General features: G+C 44.2%; 12 protein-coding genes and 1 pseudogene. 10 read left to right on the top strand and 3 right to left on the bottom strand.

Annotation, left to right across the window (positions count from 1 at the left end; all coding sequences use genetic code 11):
* Nucleotides 1-288: 288 nt before the first annotated feature.
* Both MMA19_RS01230 and ygjK read left to right on the top strand, forming a co-directional pair.
* Nucleotides 289-771 (top strand): tetratricopeptide repeat protein, encoded by a 483-nt coding sequence (locus MMA19_RS01230; RefSeq protein ID WP_240205295.1) that lies wholly within the window; start codon nt 289-291, stop codon nt 769-771.
* 416 nt (nt 772-1,187) lie between these two features.
* Nucleotides 1,188-3,989, top strand: a complete 2,802-nt coding sequence (ygjK, locus tag MMA19_RS01235) for an alpha-glucosidase (protein WP_240205296.1) — start codon at nt 1,188-1,190, stop codon at nt 3,987-3,989.
* A gap of 261 nt (nt 3,990-4,250) precedes the next feature.
* On the opposite strand, the gene yqeB is transcribed toward ygjK, so the two are convergent.
* Nucleotides 4,251-5,840 carry a selenium-dependent molybdenum cofactor biosynthesis protein YqeB gene (yqeB, locus tag MMA19_RS01240; RefSeq protein ID WP_240205297.1) on the bottom strand — a complete coding sequence of 530 codons (1,590 nt, stop codon included), beginning with the start codon at nt 5,838-5,840 and terminating at the stop codon, nt 4,251-4,253.
* A 22-nt stretch (nt 5,841-5,862) separates the two neighbouring features.
* Nucleotides 5,863-6,666 (bottom strand): selenium cofactor biosynthesis protein YqeC, encoded by an 804-nt coding sequence (yqeC, locus tag MMA19_RS01245; RefSeq protein ID WP_240205298.1) that lies wholly within the window; start codon nt 6,664-6,666, stop codon nt 5,863-5,865.
* A 57-nt stretch (nt 6,667-6,723) separates the two neighbouring features.
* On the opposite strand from yqeC, the gene MMA19_RS01250 reads away from it, so the two are divergent.
* The 8 genes and pseudogenes from MMA19_RS01250 (at nt 6,724) to ssnA (ending at nt 19,646) form a co-directional block, all read left to right on the top strand.
* A complete protein-coding gene (locus MMA19_RS01250; RefSeq protein WP_240205299.1) occupies nt 6,724-7,317 on the top strand; it encodes an NTP transferase domain-containing protein in 594 nt (197 codons plus the stop codon).
* A gap of 294 nt (nt 7,318-7,611) precedes the next feature.
* On the top strand, nt 7,612-8,409 hold the full coding sequence (ygfM, locus tag MMA19_RS01255) for a molybdopterin-dependent oxidoreductase FAD-binding subunit (RefSeq protein WP_038226663.1): 798 nt from the start codon (nt 7,612-7,614) through the stop codon (nt 8,407-8,409).
* Complete coding sequence (locus MMA19_RS01260; protein WP_038226665.1) at nt 8,409-11,279, top strand: molybdopterin-dependent oxidoreductase Mo/Fe-S-binding subunit; 2,871 nt, start codon at nt 8,409-8,411, stop codon at nt 11,277-11,279. Before ygfM ends, MMA19_RS01260 begins: the two co-directional genes overlap by 1 nt.
* 118 nt (nt 11,280-11,397) lie before the next feature.
* Nucleotides 11,398-12,714, top strand: a complete 1,317-nt coding sequence (guaD, locus tag MMA19_RS01265; protein WP_038223055.1) for a guanine deaminase — start codon at nt 11,398-11,400, stop codon at nt 12,712-12,714.
* A gap of 116 nt (nt 12,715-12,830) precedes the next feature.
* Nucleotides 12,831-14,189, top strand: a complete 1,359-nt coding sequence (locus MMA19_RS01270; RefSeq protein ID WP_038223062.1) for an NCS2 family permease — start codon at nt 12,831-12,833, stop codon at nt 14,187-14,189.
* Nucleotides 14,190-14,294: 105 nt separating this feature from the next.
* Nucleotides 14,295-14,774 (top strand): annotated as a pseudogene (locus MMA19_RS01275) (MarR family transcriptional regulator); the annotation flags it as partial.
* Nucleotides 14,775-15,185: 411 nt separating this feature from the next.
* Complete coding sequence (gene ygfK / locus MMA19_RS01280; RefSeq protein WP_240205300.1) at nt 15,186-18,302, top strand: putative selenate reductase subunit YgfK; 3,117 nt, start codon at nt 15,186-15,188, stop codon at nt 18,300-18,302.
* 15 nt (nt 18,303-18,317) lie between these two features.
* Nucleotides 18,318-19,646 carry a putative aminohydrolase SsnA gene (gene ssnA, locus MMA19_RS01285; protein ID WP_240205301.1) on the top strand — a complete coding sequence of 443 codons (1,329 nt, stop codon included), beginning with the start codon at nt 18,318-18,320 and terminating at the stop codon, nt 19,644-19,646.
* Between the two features lie 74 nt (nt 19,647-19,720).
* On the opposite strand, the gene MMA19_RS01290 is transcribed toward ssnA, so the two are convergent.
* On the bottom strand, nt 19,721-21,286 hold the full coding sequence (locus MMA19_RS01290) for an arylsulfatase (RefSeq protein WP_240205302.1): 1,566 nt from the start codon (nt 21,284-21,286) through the stop codon (nt 19,721-19,723).
* Between the last annotated feature and the right edge of the window lie 2 nt (nt 21,287-21,288).

The raw sequence follows: 21,288 nt of genomic DNA on the forward strand, positions 1-21,288 counted from the left end.
AGGTTAGGTCATGGAGCTCTATAGCGACTATCAGACGCACCCATTTCTCTGCCGCCATTGTAATCAACTAACGCCACATTTGTTGATCTATAGCCCCAACTCAGAATTAAAACTTCAGCGAATAGCTGCCAATGATTCGACACCTAACACGTTGTTTGGGTTACTTATCAGTCTGTTTTCGAGTCGCGAAATCGAAATAGTCGACTATCCTGATGATGAACAACTGTATCAATGCGACCGATGCGGTAAGGCTGAAGTACATAAAAGATAAGGACTCGTTATTCCCCCATGAACACCGTCATTTCAGAAGCCATAGCGCTTCGCAAAGCCGGAAAGCATCAAGACTCTCGTAAACTCCTCGAAACATTACTTGTTGACCCACTGTACGCTGCATCTGCGCATTTACAGATTGCATGGTCATACGACAATGAAGGCAAAGAAAAATCCGCGATTCCACACTATAAATCGGCATTACTTGGCAAGTTAGCGGATCAAGAGCGTTTTGACACACTGTTTGGCTTAGCTTGCACCTACAGAAGCTTAGGGGAATATGTTGAGGCGTTGCATTACTTTGAACAAACTATGTCTGAATACCCAAAAGCAGAAGAAGTCCAGCCATTTTATGCAATGTGCTTGTACAACTTAGGACGGCACAAAGAGGCTGTTCAGTTGCTATTGAATCTCTTGTTATCGACAACCAATAGCGAAGCCATAAAGGAATATAAACGAGCAATCTCTTTGTATTCAGATGATCTCGACAGAACTTGGTAAAAACAAGCGTAATAGATTAAAAGTTTCTATCGAAGTTGTGAAAAGGAATATGATATTTATTCCAAATTTAACGAGTGTCATTTACCATTCTATTATTAGTGAATGGCGCTTGTTTAGTATATTTGTTGGCCTGAAAATATAAATTATCATATTGTTCGTAAATAGCTTAACATTATTTCGGTATTTATATAAATATTGGTTTGTTTGATATTCATTTGGCGAATAATACTATTTAAATTGTCAAGTAATGTAGTGCAACGAAAGTAATCTTTCCCCATAACCACAAATTTTCCTTCGACATTTATTGAGTGAATAACGCTAGTGCGTACTATTCATCCCACATCCCCTGCGTAGAGATTTATTCTGCAAATCTCAATTAATAATAGTGATAAATATCACAATAAATGGATTGAAAGATGAAAAAGACTATCTTGGCTATTCTTGTAGGTTCGGTTATCTCCCTCTCTGGTTGCAACAGTTCGAGTTCAGATTCGACAGAAACACTACCTTCAACAGACGTATGCAATTTTGTTAACGTATTAGATAGAGTAGGTAATCCGGATCGAATGAAAGACCGTGATGCGCAAAGTAACTTAAGTTATAACGCATTTACAGACTTAGGTGCGTGGCATGGGCATTTATTACCAAGCGATGATTCTGCGATAGGTTCTGCTGGTGGTATTATGATTGTTGACCAGGAGTACTCTAGTTATATAGCTAATGAAAACTTTGACAAACTTACTCTAATTGACGCAGATAACAATCAAGAAATAAATTTACTATCTGCGGAGGTTAAGGCTTTTTCTACACCAGACGCGTTACATCAAGTTATCGAAAATAATGAATTTAAGATAGAAATGACGACACGTTTTGGTACTAATCGTTCATCTATTATTGAAACCAAAATCAGCAACAAGTCAGATCAAGTGCGTAATCTTAAACTTGTTTGGACGGGTGGTTTCCTAAGAGACTTTAGTACGGTAGGGGATGATGTCGCCGCTAATACGGTTTATAACGCGCTTACTGGCGAAAACGGTGGTGTTGAGCTGACGTTTAAAAAAGCAGCGTCTTGGTCGGGCTTAAAGAGTGAAGAGGGAGCTAAGTTTTTTGTGACTCGCTCTATCGGTAATGCAACTACTGCAGTGACCGACTATAACTATCGTTCTGAAGGTTCGGTTACTATTAACGCGAATGGCAATACTACTTTCTATAATGCGTACTCTTATGTACACAACCCGACAGAAGCTATTAGCGAAGCGAGTGCGGTGAGCACGTTGTTGCAGCAAGGTGCAACAGCAATGAGCACAGCGAAGGCTCGCTGGAATGAATATTTAAAACATGGTTTGGCCAACGACTCAGCAACTAAAGCAGAAAGTAATGTTGCAGTGAAAGCCATGATGACACTCAATGGGAACTGGCGCTCACCGGCGGGTATTGTTCAGCACGGGACCGTTACGCCATCGGTAACGGCTATCTGGTTCTCTGGTAACAACACTTGGCCTTGGGATACATGGAAACACGCGTATGCGATGGCTCACTTTAATCCAGATGTGGCAATGGAGAACATTCGTACTGTGTTCCAGTTCCAAGTGAAAGATGATGACCCAATCAGACCGCAAGACGCGGGCTATCTGTTGGATGTTGTAAACTACTCGCTACCACAAGATCGAATTGACTCTGGTTACTACGACGACAAATACGACATTCCTTCTGCGGCACAAAACGATGCGTCAATGAACTGGAATGAGCGTAATACTAAGCCTTCGCTAGCGGCTTGGGCTGTAATGGAAATCTACCACTCTCTTATCAACGAATTTGACCGTGCTAATGATGCTCAATCGTGGATTGATGAAATGTATCCAAAGTTGGTGGCGTATCATGATTGGTGGTTATCAAACCGTGACCACAACTCGAACGGAGTTCCTGAGTATGGTGCGGCTGTTGATCCTTCGCACAACACCGATGATGGACATATGTACATTGAAGTGTGGACAGAGCTAGGTGATGATCTAAAAGCTCTGGTAGGTGCTGAGAACGTGAAAGAGATTGATAGCAACGGCACATCGAAGGAGTATCAAGTCATCGGTGTGGACTCGTATAACTTGGTTCTGGATAACTACGAAGAGCTGGCTATCACTGGTTACAAAAATGGTTCACAAACAGCGACGTCATGGGAATCCGGTATGGATGATGCCGCTCGTTTTGGCTTTATCTATGATTTAGCGAAAACCAACTCTCGTGACTGGATCACAACAGTATCTGCAGCAACGGAATACGATCAGTTAGGTCGTTATGCTCAGCAGCATTATAACTTCGACAACACGATTACTGGTTCGTCAGAAAACTGGGCCTACAGTGACGTTTCTGATGAAAACATGGCGAAATTGCGTGATGCACGTAAAGACTGGCAGGTACGTTTTGGTGAGAACCACGATAGCAACACCAATCTAGTTGGCTTCTCTATGTTGCAAGAGTCGGTAGACCAAGCGTCTTACATGTACAGTGACAATAAGTATTTATCTGAAATGGCTGGCTTAGTTTCTGACGGCGTTGAAGGGAAAGGCCGTGGACAAGAGTTTGTGGAGCATGCAGAGTTTATTAAAGACTACATCAACACTTGTATGTTTGATTCTGCTACCTCGTTCTACTACGACATTCGACTTGTTGATAAAGATGGTAAGAGTTTCTTAGATTCCTCAGGAAATCCAGTACCTGGGGCTGATTTGAAGCGAGTGGATACGCCTTATCAAGGTAAAAATGTTTACTGTGCGGGTGTCGTACTAACTGAGCGCGGTCAGGCTCCAGACGGTTGGTCGCCATTGTTTAACGGTGCGGCGACTCAAGCGAACGCGGACAAGGTCATGGACGTCATGCTTGATGCGAGTAAGTTTGATAGTTCTACAGAATATCAAGGTGAAGGGGTGTCATTAGGGACGGCAAGTCGTGATAACCCAGCTTACGGAGCTGATATCTATTGGCGTGGGCGAGTATGGTTGGATCAATTCTATTTCGGCCTTCAAGCTCTTGAGAAGTATGGACGCCATAATGATGCGGTACGTATCGCTGAAGACCTGTTCCAAAACGGTGAAGGCTTTGGAAGCGACGGCGCAATTCGTGAAAACTACAACCCAGAAACAGGTGCGGTTCAAGGTGCCAGCAACTTCAGTTGGTCAGCAGCCCACACTTACATGATGTACCGTAACTTCTACGGAAAGTAGGTGAGTTAGCTCTGTAAGTTTTAATAAAAGAAAACGCCTGATGAGACCATCAGGCGTTGTTTGTTGAAATGTAGTGATATCAAAAACCTTCGTCATTTCCTTGAAAAAGGAAATCTCCGCTAGCGCATCGTAAACTCAATTTACTTAACGTGCTCACCACGTTTGGTTTTCTACGCGTTGTAGAAGGTCCTCATTTTCATGAGGGTGACGGACGTAAGCCAATAAGGATTCGTTATGTGGGTGATGGGTTATTAATACCCACTACCGACCACTTAAACACAACATTGCCTCAAGAACACCGCCTGCAACCGCACGCGCTTTATCAGAAATCGTGCAGTGATCAACGCTTTCTCCACGCGGATCGACATCGCCCACCTTAAAGCCTTGATGAACACTCAATCCGTTGTTGAGTAAGCCTCTCACTTTACCGCTCAATGGCGAGTAGACGACCATGTCATCGACTTTCGCAATAGGTTGTCCTTCTTCAACCAAATCGCCAAGTTTTACTTCCGCAGTAAAGATACCTACGCCAGGCGCTCTAATCACCCGTTGCTCTGTATAACCTAGAATGCTACCTGGTATACCTGAATTAGGCTGACATGGACCGTCGTAAATTACTCGACCGAGTTGATGTCCACGATTGGTTTCTATCGCAGCGTGACAGTCTTCACCAGCGGTAAAGCCAGGGCCTAAAGCAATGGTGACGGGTGCCATTCCTTTGTGTGTGCCAAGGTTCTTTTTCGCAAGGATGGCATCAACGACAAAATCAGGCTTGATGGCTTCGGCGAGTTTTCCTGTTTCGTCGACAAACACAGGAATCTTGCCTTTTTCTAACAATCGGCAGGCTTTATCAAAAGACTGAACTTTTTCTGCCGTAATGCCTTCTACCGTGACAGGTTTGCCGTAGAGGCATTGGCCGAATGAAACCGAGCAGCGAATCATCGTTGGCTTTTCAATATCGCTCATGACTACTTTAAAGCCGGAATTGTGCAATCTCGCAGCGACTCCAGTTGCGATATCTCCCGCACCTCGTACTAGCACCAGTTTTTGATTAAAGCTACCAACGCTTTCTTTCAATTTGGCCCCTGAAGCGCCATTTTTCGCATTAAGTACTTCAGCTAAAATACTGATGGCGATTTCTTCAGGCGTTTCAGCGCCAATATCAAAGCCGATAGGAGAGTGGATATGATCGATTTCTTCTTGGCTGGTGCCTAATTCGCGTAAGCCTTGGAATAGTGTTTGTACTTTTCTGCGGCTGGCCATTAAACCCGTATACGTGGTCTTTTTCTGGGCGATTGCGTTGATAGCGTCTTGATCTTGGTGGTTGGTGGCGATAATCACGTAGCTATCTGGTGTGATATCAAGAGAGTCGATAGCACTGAGCATGGTGTCGCCTAGTACTCGATGAGTGCCTTGGGGAAAATGTTCCTCTGCTAAGCTGCCTTCATAAGCATCGACAACAGTAATATCGAATCCTAATGGAGCGGCGGCTTGGGCAACGGCTCTGTTTACATGACCAGCCCCTATTAAGTAAAGGCGGGGGCGAGAGCCATAGACATCAATTGAAAGCGTCATTGCGCCACCACAATCCATTCCCATGGCTTCAGGGCCGGTACGCGTCATTCGTCCAGTAACGACTCGAGGTTTGTTTTCTTTTATTGCTTCAATAGCTTGCTCGATCACGTAGCGCTCGATCATGCCACCACCAATCGTGCCATGAATTTGTCCGCTTTGTTCTACGAGCATGGTTCCAGTATGACGAGGAGAAGAGCCTTTTGTTTCAATGATATTGGCAAACGCAAATGGTGTATTGGTTTGCTCTAACTGTGCTGCCTTGGCGAAAATGTTCATCCAAACTACCTCTGTGTAAATGCTATAGAGTCCGATTGAAAATGTGGTGGATTGGGTTATCTGCCGTCATTTGTGTTATCGCAAGTTGAGCGAGCTGGGGCTCTTCATCAAATATCTGCTTGGCCAATTCAGTCAGTTGTACTTTATCGCTAGCCAAATCGAATCTATTGATGACCCATATTTTTTGTTGTTGCTCACTGCATCCTTTAAACAGACCTTGGTCACTATTCACCAATGCTTGAATTTGATTTTTCCCGATGACTGACCCTTCGTTGCATTTCGTTAACATACTGAATTCATTCCAACGATGAATGGCTTCAGGATTAGCCGGGTTAAGTATCGGATCTGCACCAGTGACACCAATTACCACATCACTATGGTTAGGAATGCAAGGCTCATGCCTAGCAGGTGCCTTAAGAGGAAGTCGGTGTGAACCATCTGCTTCAATGATAAAAACAGAGTAAAGTTGCTGACGTTTTAGGGATTCAATCTGCTCGTTAGATAGGCCACGAACTTTCACTTTTTCATCGTTGTCGCTTGGAGATAAACGTTCACTATAAACAAAAGCAATACCCGTTGATGGTAATGGTGAATGAGAGGCAAAGTCCGTGACTTGATTCAGCTCTGGCGCATTAGGAAAGTACATCTTGGTGGTTGTCGTGACACATACTTTGTGGCCAAGTTGCTGGTATTCATTAGCAAGCCGATACAAGAGTTGTGTCTTTCCTCCGCCACCCACTAAGGAAATAGTTATTGGTTCACGGGCACTGGTGGTTGTTGAAATTAATGAATGTACAAACTCGGAAAAAGAATTATTTGACGACATTGGCATATTTACCCAATTCAATAGATTAAAATACAAAAAACTCAATTCGAATTTCGTATGATAAAAAATAAAAATAACATTGACTGTGTCATTCCAGCAGCCGGATTATCGTCTCGAATGGGATGCTGGAAATTAACTCTACCTTATAAAGACAATACGATCTTAGAGCAAAGTATCACAAATGCGTTGTCATTCTGTACTCGTGTGATCTTAGTGGTTGGGCATAGAGAAGACGAATTGATTGAGCAGTTTCAAGACAACATAAAGGTCACCATTGTACGAAACCAACATTACCGCTCAGGCATGTTTTCTTCACTTCAATTAGGCATTAATGAGGTCGACACAGAGTTCTTCTATATCAGCCATGGTGATATGCCTTGTATCGAAAAAGAAATTTATAAAACTCTTTGGGAACATAAGGTTACTGGCACGTTGTTCCCGGGTGAACCATACGCAACAGGCCACCCTGTGTTGATACATACGGCAAGCTTTAAGGCTCAACGAGACCAAGGAAACTTTGATTCGATGAAGTCGATTCTCAAGCTAGGAGAGATGGCATACCTTAGACTTTGCGACCCAACTATTCATTTAGATGTAGATACTCCCGAAGCCTACCAAAAACTGCTTAAGTTAACGCAATCAAAGTATTAACTATCAACTTGATAAAATAGTATCGAAAGTATCAATTTGATATTCATCTATCACCTGATAATGAATAATTAATTTGTTAATTGATGGTTAAAATCAATGACAATAAATAACACTTGGCTGGTCTGTACAGTTTAATTTGATATTGAAAATCACGATCTATATCGCAAATTCTTTCAATATTAGACCGAGCTCACGAATACTAAATAACAAAGTAAGCATTGGCTCAAATGTTGCCTTTTACCTAGTAACAGTTTTTCTGTAATTCAATCTAATCAATGCTAAAAGGCGAAGAATATGAATATTAAATACCTCACGCCGGACACAGTGAGTGCAGCGTTGGAGCTTAAAGCTAACCATGGAAGTCAAGCGGTGTGGTTTGCCGGAGGGTCTAAGTTAAACGCAGCACCGACTCGCAGTGATGCAGGTGTTTTTGTCGCAATCGACAAACTGGGTTTGGACTATATCAAACTAGATGGCAACACCCTCACTTTGGGCGCTATGAGCCGAATTCAAGATCTTGTCGATAGTGAGTTAGTCCCAAGCAACATTAAACAAGCTGCGGGCTTCATCTATTCAAGACATCTAAGAAATCAATCAACGATTGGTGGTGAAATAGCTGCGCATCAGTGTGAAGCTCCGCTAGTTCCTGTCCTTATGGCTCTCAATGCTTTAGTTCGCTTCGCGGATGACAAGCAGGTTGAATTGGAAGCTTACATTCAGCAACCAAGTGATGAGCTTATTAAAGAGATCGTCATTCCTGACATCACGCTTGCTGCACTAAGCAAACGAGTAGCAAGAAGCGCTGATGGCCTACGCGTAATCAATGCGTCGGTGTCTGTAGATAAGCAAGGCAAACAGATTGTTGCTATGGAAGGGGTCGCGACTCGTTTTGACGAAATCGCTAAGCCAATAAGACTACGCGATGTTGAAGGTCTGACATTTAGTGGTGATGAATTAGAGCAAGCCATTAAGAATTCAATTCACGCCGTGGAGGATATTTGTGGTAGCGCTGAGTACAAAACTTACCTAAGTGCCATCGTGATCTCTGACCTACTAATTGAATGCCGTGAAATGGCGAAGGGGGTAGCGTAATGTCTATTCAATTTAATCTTAATGGCCGACCTGAAACGGCTCATTGCGCACCAGAAACCAACGTTCAAACACTATTGCATTCTATGGGACTGCATTCGGTCCGAAATAGTGATGATGGTTGGGGTTTCGCGGGCTCAGATGTTGTGTTGTTCAACGGTAAACTTGTCAACGCATCACTGCTTATTGCAGCTCAATTGGAAGGTGGTGAAGTCAAAACGGCCGAAGCACTGTCTTCTTGGAATCAACTCAGTTTAGTTCAACAAGCGATGATCGATGTTGGTGTTGTTCAATCGGGATATAACGACCCAGCATTGGCATTGCTGTTGACTGATTTACTAGAGCGTATTCAACAACCTACACGCGAAGAAATAGACGATGCTCTATCTGGTTTGTTTAGCCGTGACGCTGGTTACCAACAATTCTATGAAGTTGTTGAATTGGCGGTGAAACGCCAAGCTGATCCGCAATATACCGAGATGTTTGCGCCAGAGTTTAGAGATGACTTGGATGTAGTTGGTAAGAACTGTCCAAAACTCGACTCTGCGAAAATGGTTCAGGCTAAGCCTTGTTATGTAGAAGATAGAATTCCTGCAAATGCTTGTGTCATCAAAATGCTGCGCAGCCCACATGCTCATGCTTGGATCACGCATCTAGATGTATCTAAAGCAGAAGCCTTACCAGGTGTAGTAAGTGTCATCACTCACCTTAACTGTCCTGATATTCCTTATACGCCGGGTGGTCAAAGTGCGCCAGAGCCTTCACCGCTTGATCGACGTATGTTCGGCCAAAAAATGCGTCACGTTGGTGACCGTGTTGCTGCTGTTGTTGCCGAGTCAGTAGACATTGCGAACGAAGCGCTGAAACTGATCGATGTTGAGTATGAAGTACTCAAGCCTGTCATGAGTATCGACGAAGCGCGCGCTCCAGATGCACCAATCGTCCATAATGAGCCTATTGAATATGGAGTAGGGGCACCAGACGATCTAGAGCAACAAAACGCCAACGCCGATCCTCGGGAAGGTAAGCTGATTGTGAATTTCCCAATTGGCTGTGAGCCAAGAAAGAACATCGCAGCAGGCGTTCGTGGACACATTGGTGATCTAGACAAAGGTTTTGCAGAAGCGGACGTTATTTTAGAGCGTACTTATGAGTCGAAGCAGGTACAGCAACTGCCAGTCGAAACCCATATCTGTTATAGCTACATGGATGGCGATCGCGTCATCATGCACGACTCTACACAAGTGCCTTGGCACGTACGTCGCCAAGTCGCCAAGATCCTTAATGTGAAACAGAACAAAGTTCACATCGTTAAAGAGCGTGTCGGTGGTGGTTACGGCTCAAAACAAGATATCCTTCTTGAAGACGTTTGTGCTTGGGCAACCTATACCACGGGTCGTCCAGTATATTTCCACCATACTCGCGAAGAAGAGTTTATTTGTAACTCCACTCGTCACGTAGCGAAAGTGACCGTGAAACTTGGGGCGACCAAAGACGGTAAGCTTACCGCTATTGATATGGAATTCCTCGCGAATACTGGCCCTTATGGTAACCACGCATTGACGGTACCATCAAATGGTCCTGCCTTGTCACTGCCGCTTTACCCTTGTGACAACGTCGATTTCCGAGTTACTACGTACTATTCAAATATCTGTCCAACAGGTGCTTATCAAGGTTATGGTGCGCCGAAAGGTAACTACGCATTGACGATGGCGATGGCGGAACTTGCGGAAGAGCTAGGTATTGACCATCTCGATATGATTGAGAAAAACCGAGTCGTTGAAGGCCAAGAGCTTAAGATTCTTGGTGCTATCGGCGAAGGTAAAATGCCTACCACCACTCCTAAGGTACACAGTTGTGCGTTAGAAGCAATTCTTCGTGAAGGTCGTAAGCTCATCGAATGGGATTCACCAAAAGATCATCAAGGTGATTGGAAAGTGGGTCGAGGTGTAGCGATCATTCAACAGAAATCAGGAATTCCTGATATCGACCAAGCGAACTGCAGCATCAAGATGGCCTCCGATGGTACTTTCATCGTTCATTCAGGTGGCGCAGACATCGGTACAGGTCTTGATACAGTGATCGCCAAGTTAACTGCTGAAGTTCTTAAGTGTCCACTGGAAGATATTACGATTCATTCTGGTGACACTGACCATGCACCTTTCGATAAAGGCGCGTATGCCTCTTCTGGCACTTGCTTCTCAGGTAATGCAGCAAAACGCGCTGCAGAAGCGATGCGTGAGAAAATCTTGAAGTACGGTGCGGAAATGCTTGAAGAGTCGGTTGAAAATGTACAAATCGTCGCACCTGGCTTGGTAAAAGGGCCTGCTGGTGAAGTAACTTTCTTCGACATCGCGCATAAAGCAGAAAGCGGAACGGGTTGGGGACAACTGTTGGCTTCAGGATGCTTCACTACTGCTGAGTTCGCTTTCCCTTACGGGGCAAACTTTGCAGAAGTTGCCGTCAATACTAGAACCGGTGAAATCCGACTTGATAAGTTCCATGCATTGCTCGATTGCGGTACTCCAGTGAACCCTGATTTGGCACTTGGTCAAATCTACGGTGCGAGTATGCGCGCTATCGGTCACAGCTTGTTTGAAGAGCTTATTTACGACGACAACGGTGTGCCAATCAACACCGATCTTAAGAGCTATGGTGCGCCGAAGATTGGTGACATTCCAAAAGATTTCAAAGCGGTGTTGGTGCCAAGTGATGATCCAGTTGGACCATACGGTGCGAAATCTATCTCTGAAATTGGTGTAAACGGTGCAGCGCCTGCCATTGCAACAGCAATTCATGATGCTTGTGGCGTATGGCTACGTGAGTGGCACTTTACTCCAGAGAAAATCCTCAAAGGTCTCAATAAATTATAACAAACAGTGCGGCAGCGGAGACCAAAAAACGCTGTCGCACATTTATTCCAAATAACGGGAAGCAATGCCTCTGTTAGTGAGCAAAGTAGTGAATAGGGGCGTTAAGGTCGAGGTAATTATGCAATATACCCAATCAATTAAGGCTATTAGGGCTTCAATACTTGATATCACAAAAGTAGTTGATAAGCCTGAAGATATCGAACAGCACGTACGTTTTATTGAAGATGGACTTCTTCTTGTTGACCAAGGTCGTATCGAGTGGGTCGGCGAGTGGGAAGAAGGCAAAGATAAAGTCCCAGACTCAGTACGTATTCGTTTTTATCCAGGCAAAATTGTCATGCCAGGATTTATTGATACCCATATTCATTACCCACAAGCAGAAATGGTTGGCGCGTATGGTGAACAGCTACTTGAATGGCTGAACAACTATACGTTCCCAACAGAAGCGCGCTATAAAGACAGAGACTACTCCAAGGAGATGTCTAAGTTCTTTATTAAGCAGTTGCTTCGAAATGGCACGACAACAGGCATGGTATTCGGAACGGTTCATCCAGAGTCCGTAGATGCATTGTTCTCTGAAGCAAACAAACTCAACATGAGAATCGTCGCGGGCAAGGTCATGATGGACCGCAACGCGCCAGACTACTTACTAGACACACCGGAGACAAGTTACAACCAAACAAAAACACTGATTGAGAAATGGCATAAAAAGGACCGTCTGCTTTACGCGATTACCCCAAGATTTGCACCCACTTCCACACCGGAACAGTTGGAAATGGCGCATAAGTTAAGAGAGGAATACCCAGATACGTATATTCATACGCATTTGTCAGAAAACACGAACGAAATTGCTTGGGTTAAAGAACTTTTCCCTGAACAAGACGGTTATTTAGATGTTTATCACCATTATGGCCTGACTGGATCAAAGAGTGTATTCGCACATTGTGTTCATCTAGAGGACCAAGAGTGGGACTGCATACAAGAAACGGATTCAGCTATCGCGTTTTGTCCAACTTCCAACCTGTATTTAGGCAGCGGCCTGTTCAAAATGCAGGAGGCGTGGAAACGAAACGTGAAAGTAGGTATCGGGACGGATATCGGCGCAGGAACCACTTTTAATATGATGCAAACGTTAAACGAGGCATACAAAGTTGCTCAATTGCAGCAGCAGAAGCTCTCGGCGTTTGAGGCATTATATTTGGCGACATTAGGTGGAGCGAAAGCACTCTCACTAGACCACCTATTGGGCAACTTTGAGGTTGGCAAAGAAGCTGACTTTGTTGTGATTGATCCTTGTGCGACACCGCTCCAGCAACTTCGATACGACAACTCTTCTGAACTTATTGAAAAACTGTTTGTGCTCATGACCCTCGGCGACGATAGAAGTATTTATCGTACCTACGTTGACGGGTGTTTGGTTTATGAGCGCAGCTGATTTTATGGCAAATATAGCAAATACAGCAGATGCATTGGTCTCAATACAAGGGATGACCAAGACTTAATGAAAAGGAATATAACATGTCCGAAAATATCTCAAATCAGCAAAGTACGATGGAGATTGCTGAAGATAAACCCACGTCAACCAACAATAGTTGGGTCGACAATTACTTCTTAATCTCACAACGTGGTAGTAATTTTAGGCAAGAGTTAATTGCTGGGCTTACTACTTTCTTAGCCATGGTTTACTCAGTGATCGTAGTACCAAGCATGCTTGGTGTTGCTGGGTTCGATCAAGGCTCCGTCTTTATCGCCACCTGTTTGGTTGCGGCATTTGGTTCACTGCTCATGGGCTTTTGGGCTAACTTGCCGATGGCTATTGGTTGTGCGATATCCCTAACCGCCTTTACCGCTTTCAGCTTGGTGCTCGGGCAAGGAATATCTATACCTGTTGCGCTGGGAGCGGTCTTTTTAATGGGTGTGGTCTTTACTGCGATTACCGTTACAGGGGTAAGGCAGTGGATCCTAACAAACCTACCTTTTGGTATTGCACACGGTACGGGTATTGGTATCGGTTTGTTCTTGCTACTTATCGCAGCGAATGGTGTTGGACTTGTGGTGAAAAACCCAGTTGAAGGTCTACCTGTTAGCTTGGGTGAGTTTACATCGTTCCCAGTAATCATGTCAGTACTTGGTTTAGCCGCGATTTTCGGCTTAGAGAAGCGTCGTGTTCCTGGAGGCATTTTACTGGTTATTGTTGCGATTTCTGTGCTAGGTCTGATGTTTGACCCAAGTGTTAAATTCCAAGGTGTATTCGCCATGCCATCGTTTGGTTCAGGTGAAAGCTCACTACTTGGTTCAATGGATATTATGGGTGCATTAAGTCCACTTGTTCTACCAAGTGTATTAGCCTTGGTTATGACAGCGATTTTTGATGCGACTGGTACGATTCGTGCGGTAGCGGGACAAGCTAATCTACTCGATAAAGATGGCAACATCATCAACGGTGGTAAAGCACTGACGTCTGACTCAGTCAGTAGTATTTTCTCTGGTTTTGTTGGTGGTGCGCCAGCTGCGGTTTATATCGAATCTGCAGCAGGTACTGCAGCGGGTGGTAAAACGGGTCTGACAGCCGTTGTGGTAGGTGGTTTGTTCCTATTGCTACTGTTCCTTGCCCCATTGAGCTACCTTGTTCCTTCTTACGCTACTGCACCTGCGCTGATGTATGTAGGTTTATTGATGATGAGTAACGTCAGCAAGCTTAATCTCGATGACTCTGTTGATGCGTTATCAGGTCTTGTTTGTGCGGTATTCATCGTACTAACTGGTAACATCGTGACGGGTATCATGCTTGGTTTCCTAACACTAGTATGTGGCCGTGTAGTATCAGGCGAATGGAAAAAACTTAACGTTGGTACTGTGTTGATTACTATCGTATTGGTGGTGTTCTACGCGGGCGGTTGGGCGATTTAAGACGCATGTCGATGAGCTCGATGAACGTGATTATTAGTATATAAAAGCAAGGGCACCTCGAATCACTTTCTTGGTGCCCTTATTGTTGGTTGGAAGGGGATTAATATGGACCTGATGGATTGTATTGCTGTACTGTGGAAACACGAGAGACCGGAGCTAGATACAGAGCCAATGGTTCTTATTGGGCGATTAATGCGAGTGAGTAAATGTGTGGAACAAGAACTCGCGAGTTTATGCCGTCAATACAGTTTAAAAACCGGAGAGTTTGATGTGCTAGCTTCACTACTGCGCTCTTCTGCACCTTATCGTTTAACTCCCAGTGAACTTACACAGTCTTTAATGCTGACATCAGGCGCAATGACCCATCGGCTGGATCGTTTAGAGAGTAAAAAACTGATTGCCCGATACCATTCGAACTGCGATAGACGTTGTGTTGTGGTTCAACTTACACAAACGGGATATGACATCGCTAACGCTCTGATTGATGCTCACGTTGATAAGCAAAAACAGTTGGTGTCCGGTCTTTCGTTGGAACAACGACAACAAACCACAGCGCATTTGAAAGTTTGGTTGGAGCATGTAGAGAAAGGTGGTTATGCGGAGCCGAAGCAGGACGAGAATGTACTTCAACGGCAGCGCAAAGCGAAAGCTATCGATATACCTAACCAGTCAGAAGTCGTATTAGAAAGCTAAACATTTAGTAGGCAATTAATGTGAGAATAATAAGCTATCAATATGATAGCTTTTTTATTGTTATGATAGATGTAATTAACAAAACACTCGAACTGACTATCATAAAAAACTGTATTAAATAAGATTACACTTTAATCAAATTAATAACTATTCTCAATAGCCTTTATTATCAGACCTCTGTCACGAAATAGCAGTTAAAATGTCTTCATGTTAAGTAATTAGACAACCTTGGCTTAGTGATTGCTCTTATCTCATTAATTCATTTACACAGAAGTACAAGCGAATTAATAAAGGAGTGTTACCATGGGAGATATCATGCGCCCAATTCCATTCACCGAGCTGCTTGAACGCATGTTTGGTGAGTATCATCAAAGCAAATCGATTTTCGGCATCCCAGAAAAGCAGTTCTATAAAAAACAGACAAACCAACACCTTGCGGTATGGGGTGAAAACTGCGAAACCCCTGTAGGACCTGCCGCCGGACCTCATACTCAATTAGCTCAGAATATAGTTACGTCTTGGCTTGCTGGTGGTCGCTTCATGGAGCTTAAGACTGTTCAGAAGTTAGATCGTCTTGAAATTGCTAAACCATGTATTGATGCAGAAGATGAGTGTTTTAATACAGAATGGTCAACCGAGTTTACGTTACACAAAGCGTATGACGAATATTTGAAAGCATGGTTTGCGCTCCATCTACTGGAATCAGTATTTGATAGTAAAGCGGCGAAGCAAGCGAAATCATTTATTTTTAACATGAGTGTTGGCTATGATTTAGATGGTATTCTGACCGAGCCAATGCAAGAGTATATTGATAATATGCTCGATTCTTCAAAGCATCCAAAATTTGCACAATATTCAACAGAATTAAAAGACTTTATTGCCAATAATAAACTGTTGAATAGCAAAACATCAGAAACTGAACTGCAACAATTATTCGAAATGGTAGATGATATCCCGGTTAGTTTGACTGAAGGGGTAACACTATCAACCATGCACGGTTGCCCACCAAACGAAATCGAAGCGATTTGTCGTTATATGTTGGAAGATAAGGGTATCAATACCTTCGTTAAATTAAACCCTACGCTGCTAGGTTATGACCGTGTTCGCAGCATTCTTGATCAAACGGGTTTTGACTATATTTCCCTTAGCAAAGAAGCGTTCTCTCACGACTTGCAACTGCAAGATGCGAAGGCCATGCTTCATCGTTTAGTTAAGCTTGGTAAAGATAAGAACATCGGCTTTGGTGTCAAACTGACCAACACTCTTGGTACATTGAACAATAAAGGCCGTCTTCCTGACAAAGAAATGTACATGTCTGGCCGCGCATTGTTCCCGCTATCTATCAATGTGGCGTTGGAACTGTCTCGCGAATTTAATGGCACGTTACCAATCTCTTATTCTGGTGGTGCAAGTAAGTTTAACATCAGAGAGATCTTTGAAACTGGTATTCGCCCAATCACTATGGCGACAGACCTGCTCAAACCAGGCGGCTACTTGCGCCTTGCTGACTGTGCCAAAGAGCTTGAAGAGAGCACTGATTGGGCAATGCGTGGTGTTAACCTAGAGCGTTTGGAAAAACTGGCCGAGAAGTCTTTGTGCGCTGAATACACGCAAAAAGAGTGGCGTGGTCCAGAAGAAATTACTGTCGAACAACCAGTGCCACTAACGGATTGTTATGTCGCACCTTGTGTAACAGCGTGTCCTATCAGCCAAGATATCCCTGAATACCTACGCCTAATGGGTCAGCACAAGTATACCGAAGCGTTGGAAGTCATTTACGCTCGAAACGCTCTGCCTTCCATCACAGGTCATATTTGTGATCACCAATGCCAATACAACTGTACTCGTCGCGATTACGAAGGTGCATTGAACATTCGTGAAATGAAGAAAATTGCGCTGGATAAAGGTTGGGATGGCTACCAATCTAAATGGCATCATCCAAATCTGGATACAACCAAACAGCCAGTCGCGGTTATTGGAGCAGGTCCTGCAGGTCTATCAGCGGCGTACTTCATTGCTCGAGCTGGTCACCCTGTGAAAATCTTCGAGAAAGAAGAGAGCGCAGGTGGTGTGGTGAAACACATTATTCCTCAATTTAGAATTCCTGAGAAAGCCATTAGACATGACATTGAGTTTGTTGAAGCTCATGGTGTGGAATTTGAGTATGGCGCGAATCCAGATATCACTATCGACCAACTGAAAGAGCAGGGCTATCAGTATATCTGTCTGGGTATCGGTGCAGATAAAGGTAACCCTATCAAGTTAGCGGGTGACAATAACAACATTTACAAGTCTCTAGACTTCTTACGTCGCTACAACGATGGCGAGGCGTTAGCGCTTGGTGACCATGTGGTAGTAGTTGGGGCAGGTAATACCGCGATGGATAGTGCTCGTGCCGCGCTTAAAGTCAAAGGTGTTGAGAAAGTAACAGTACTTTATCGCCGTACTGAAGCTGAAATGCCAGCATACAAAGAAGAGTATGACGAAGCGGTCGAAGATGGCGTGAACTTCAAGTTCTTAACCAATCCAGAAGAGTTCCATCAAGATGGCACTATCGTAGCGCGTGTCATGACATTGGGTGAGCCTGATGAGAAAGGCCGTAGACGTCCAGTAGCAACCGATGAAACTATTTCACTCAAGGCCAGCGCAGTCATTACAGCGGTAGGTGAGCAAGCGAACCGTGATGTGTTAACGCGTATCGGTGTACCAATGGGTGACGACGGTTGGCCAGCAGTCAACAATGACACTTGTGAGACTCAGGTCGAAAACGTGTTCTTGTTAGGTGATGCGCAAACCGGTCCATCATCGATTGTTTCGGCAATTTCTGGTGGTCGCAAAGCGGCGTCAGCAATTATCGAACGTGAACTTCAATCTGAAACGTTAGCTCAAGTTGAGTCTTCAGTAACGGCCGCAGAAGTTTATCGTAAGAAGGGCGAAATCAAAGTTGCACTGCTTGAAGCGAACAAGCTAGAAGAAAACGACCGCAATGAGTTTGTTAAGCAAGAAGCAGAGCGCTGCTTAGAGTGTTCTTATGTGTGCAGTAAGTGTGTAGATGTTTGTCCGAACCGTGCCAACATGTCACTGCCGATTCCGGGCTTTAAAGACCAGTATCAAACGCTCCACCTTGATGCTTACTGTAACGAGTGTGGCAACTGTGCTCAGTTCTGCCCTTGGGACAGCAAACCATACAAAGACAAATTTACGTTGTTCAGTCTGAAAGAAGACTTTGATTCAAGCACTAACCCAGGTTTCTTGGTTCAAGGCGATGAACTGTTGCTAAGAGCTAAAGGGGAAGTCGCAACGTATCCAATTAATCAAAATGGTCAAATCGAGTTGCCAGAAACGTTAGCTGATGAAGCCACTATTATTCAGTACGTTCTATCGAACCACAAATACTTGCTTGGCGCTGTAGAAGTGTAAAAGGAGAATAGAATTATGTTGATAATTAAGAACGCAACAGCAGTACAGATGGAACCTGCCTTTATTAAGGAAGGGATTGATATTGCGATTGAAAACGACCGTATCATAGAAGTCGGTGAGTCTCTTAGTGCCAAGTATCCAAACGCTGAAGTGAAGGACTTTACTGGTAAGTTAGTAATGCCGGGCATTGTCTGTTCTCACAACCACTTCTATTCTGGATTGGCTCGCGGCATCATGGCGGACATTAAACCAAGTCCAGATTTTATCTCCATCTTGAAGAACCTATGGTGGCGAATGGACCGTGCGTTGGATGAAGAAGCTTTGTACTACAGCGGTTTGATTTGTTCATTAGAAGCCATTCGTCATGGCTGTACATCGGTTATCGACCATCACGCCTCACCGAACTACATTGAAGGGTCACTGGCGACACTTCGTAAAGGCTTCTTAAAAGCTGGCCTTCGCGGTATGACCTGTTTTGAGACGACTGACCGTAACGGCGGCGTTGAAGAAATGGCGGCAGGTGTAGAAGAGAATATTCGCTTCGCACAACTTGTGGATGCAGAAAAAGAGCGAGGTGTTGAGCCTTATCTGGTTGAAGCTCATATCGGCGCTCATGCTCCATTTACCGTGTCGAATGAAGGTATGGCAATGCTGTCGGAAGCGGTGAAAGCGACTGGGCGTGGCTTACATATTCACGTTGCAGAAGACCGTTACGATGTGACTCATAGTCATCATCATTACGACCAAGATATTGTTGAGCGTCTCGATGGCTTTGGCTTAATCGATAGCAAAACACTGCTTGCTCATGGTTTATTCTTGTCCGAGAAGGACATTAATATCTTGAACAAACACGATGGTTTCTTGGTTCATAATGCGCGTTCGAATATGAACAACAATGTAGGTTATAACCATCAGTTACGTCAGTTCAAAAATGTCGCGATTGGTACCGATGGCATTGGTGCGGATATGTTCGAAGAGCTAAAATTTGCGTTCTTCAAGCATCGTGATGCTGGTGGTCAAATGTGGCCTGATAGCTTTATGCGCCATCTCTGGAACGGCAACGAGATTCTTGGTCGTAACTTTGGTGCTAAGTTTGGTCGTTTGGAAGCAGGATATAAAGCGGATCTAACGATTCTTGATTACACCTCACCAACACCTTTGGTTGCTGATAACTTGCCGGGTCACTTTGCATTCGCACTCAATGCGAGCAACGTAAACAGTGTGATGGTGGAAGGTAAGTTCTCTTATCTAAACCGTGAGTTCCCATTCGACGTTGAGCCTATCTATAAAGAGGCGAGGGAAGTCGCAGCTCGTTTATGGAAAGACATGGACAATCTTGATTAACCCTTTCGTTTGATTGACCAATAATAAAAAGACCAGCATACGCTGGTCTTTTTTATGAAGAGAATCTGAGGTGATTACTTCATTTGTTGTACTTGTTTTTGAAGCTGGTCAAGTTGCTTCATCTTGCCTTGAAGACCCAGAGACTGGTAGTCAATCGAAGCAGGGTTCATCATCTGACCTTGCTGCATTGGGTAGTTAGGCAGAGTTTGGAAGAATTCGCCAAGTACGTCTTGAATTGGAACGAATAGCCACATGTTGTCTGCCATCCAACGTAGGTACATGCCAGATTCGTGTGGTGCTTTCTCAAATGGGTCAGCACGTAGGTGAATGATCTTCGGCCAGTTAGGAGAGAAACGTACCGCGTCAGTGATGTTACCTTCTAACGTTGCGAAGTGTAGTTTCCAATCATTCCAACGAACCGCATTCAATTCGCCGTTTGCTGTGAAGTAAAGTAGAGACTCACGAGGTGCTTTGTCAGTTTTACCTTCAAAGAATGGTTTGAAGTTGTAGCCATCAATATGTACGCGCCAGTCTTTACCGTTTGCTTTGTAGCCTTTAGCTAACTTTTCTTTCACATCAGGAACACCTGCTGCAGCAAGAAGCGTTGGTAGCCAGTCTTGGTGAGCCATCATTTCGTTGATCTTAGTACCTGGTTCAATTATGCCAGGCCAACGGACAAGTTGAGGAACGCGCATACCGCCTTCCCAAGTTGTGCCTTTTTCACCGTGGAATGGTGTCGCACCGCCATCAGGCCAGCTAACTGTTTCAGCACCGTTATCAGTAGAGTAGATAACAATCGTGTTGTCAGCGATGTTTAGCTCGTCCAGTTTGTCTAGCAGGATACCAACTTGGTCATCGTGCTCTAGCATGCCGTCGGCATAAATAGAGATACCAGATTTACCTTGATACTTCTCTTGCAGACGAGTCCAAACGTGCATACGTGTGGTGTTGTGCCAGATGAAGAATGGTTTATCAGCTTTTACTGCCTTTTCCATAAACGCGAGAGACGTTTCTAGGAACTCTTCATCAGCATGTTCCATACGCTTACGCGTCATAGGACCAGTATCTTCGATTTTGCCATCAGCAAAAGACTTGATTACACCACGAGGGCCATAGTTCTTACGGAACTCTGGATCTTTAGGGTAGTAGTAAGTTTCTGGTTCTTCTTCAGCATTTAGGTGGTAAAGGTTACCAAAGAACTCATCGAAACCATGATTAGTTGGCAAGTGTTGGTCTTGGTCACCTAAGTGGTTTTTACCAAACTGTGCCGTCATGTAGCCTTGCTCTTTGAGTAGATCAGCAGTGGTTGGAGCCCAGTCTGGAATACCGTGTGTTGAACCTGGCATACCGATTGTTAATAGACCAGTACGGAAAGGTTCTTGACCAGTAATGAAGGCTGCGCGACCTGCTGTACAAGATTGCTGACCATAATGGTCAGTGAAAAGTGCACCTTCGTTAGCGATACGGTCGATATTTGGAGTTTCATACCCCATCATGCCTTGGTTATACGCGCTAATGTTCCAATAACCAACATCGTCGCCGAAAATCGCAAGGATATTCGGTTTATCTGCTGCAACTGCAACTGAAGATGTAGCAATAAGCCCAACGCCCATTGCAATCTTACTTAAGTGGTTTGCCATTC

The organism is Vibrio sp. CyArs1 (genome assembly GCF_022432925.1).
Classification (GTDB): domain Bacteria; phylum Pseudomonadota; class Gammaproteobacteria; order Enterobacterales; family Vibrionaceae; genus Vibrio; species Vibrio mediterranei.

What these genes read in the sequence shown, in the direction of transcription:
- MMA19_RS01230 (WP_240205295.1), top strand. Translation starts at nt 289, where the DNA reads ATGAACACCGTCATTTCAGAAGCCATAGCGCTTCGCAAAGCCGGAAAG.
- ygjK (WP_240205296.1), top strand. Translation starts at nt 1,188, where the DNA reads ATGAAAAAGACTATCTTGGCTATTCTTGTAGGTTCGGTTATCTCCCTC.
- yqeB (WP_240205297.1), bottom strand. Translation starts at nt 5,840, where the DNA reads ATGAACATTTTCGCCAAGGCAGCACAGTTAGAGCAAACCAATACACCA.
- yqeC (WP_240205298.1), bottom strand. Translation starts at nt 6,666, where the DNA reads ATGTCGTCAAATAATTCTTTTTCCGAGTTTGTACATTCATTAATTTCA.
- MMA19_RS01250 (WP_240205299.1), top strand. Translation starts at nt 6,724, where the DNA reads ATGATAAAAAATAAAAATAACATTGACTGTGTCATTCCAGCAGCCGGA.
- ygfM (WP_038226663.1), top strand. Translation starts at nt 7,612, where the DNA reads ATGAATATTAAATACCTCACGCCGGACACAGTGAGTGCAGCGTTGGAG.
- MMA19_RS01260 (WP_038226665.1), top strand. Translation starts at nt 8,409, where the DNA reads ATGTCTATTCAATTTAATCTTAATGGCCGACCTGAAACGGCTCATTGC.
- guaD (WP_038223055.1), top strand. Translation starts at nt 11,398, where the DNA reads ATGCAATATACCCAATCAATTAAGGCTATTAGGGCTTCAATACTTGAT.
- MMA19_RS01270 (WP_038223062.1), top strand. Translation starts at nt 12,831, where the DNA reads ATGGAGATTGCTGAAGATAAACCCACGTCAACCAACAATAGTTGGGTC.
- ygfK (WP_240205300.1), top strand. Translation starts at nt 15,186, where the DNA reads ATGGGAGATATCATGCGCCCAATTCCATTCACCGAGCTGCTTGAACGC.
- ssnA (WP_240205301.1), top strand. Translation starts at nt 18,318, where the DNA reads ATGTTGATAATTAAGAACGCAACAGCAGTACAGATGGAACCTGCCTTT.
- MMA19_RS01290 (WP_240205302.1), bottom strand. Translation starts at nt 21,286, where the DNA reads ATGGCAAACCACTTAAGTAAGATTGCAATGGGCGTTGGGCTTATTGCT.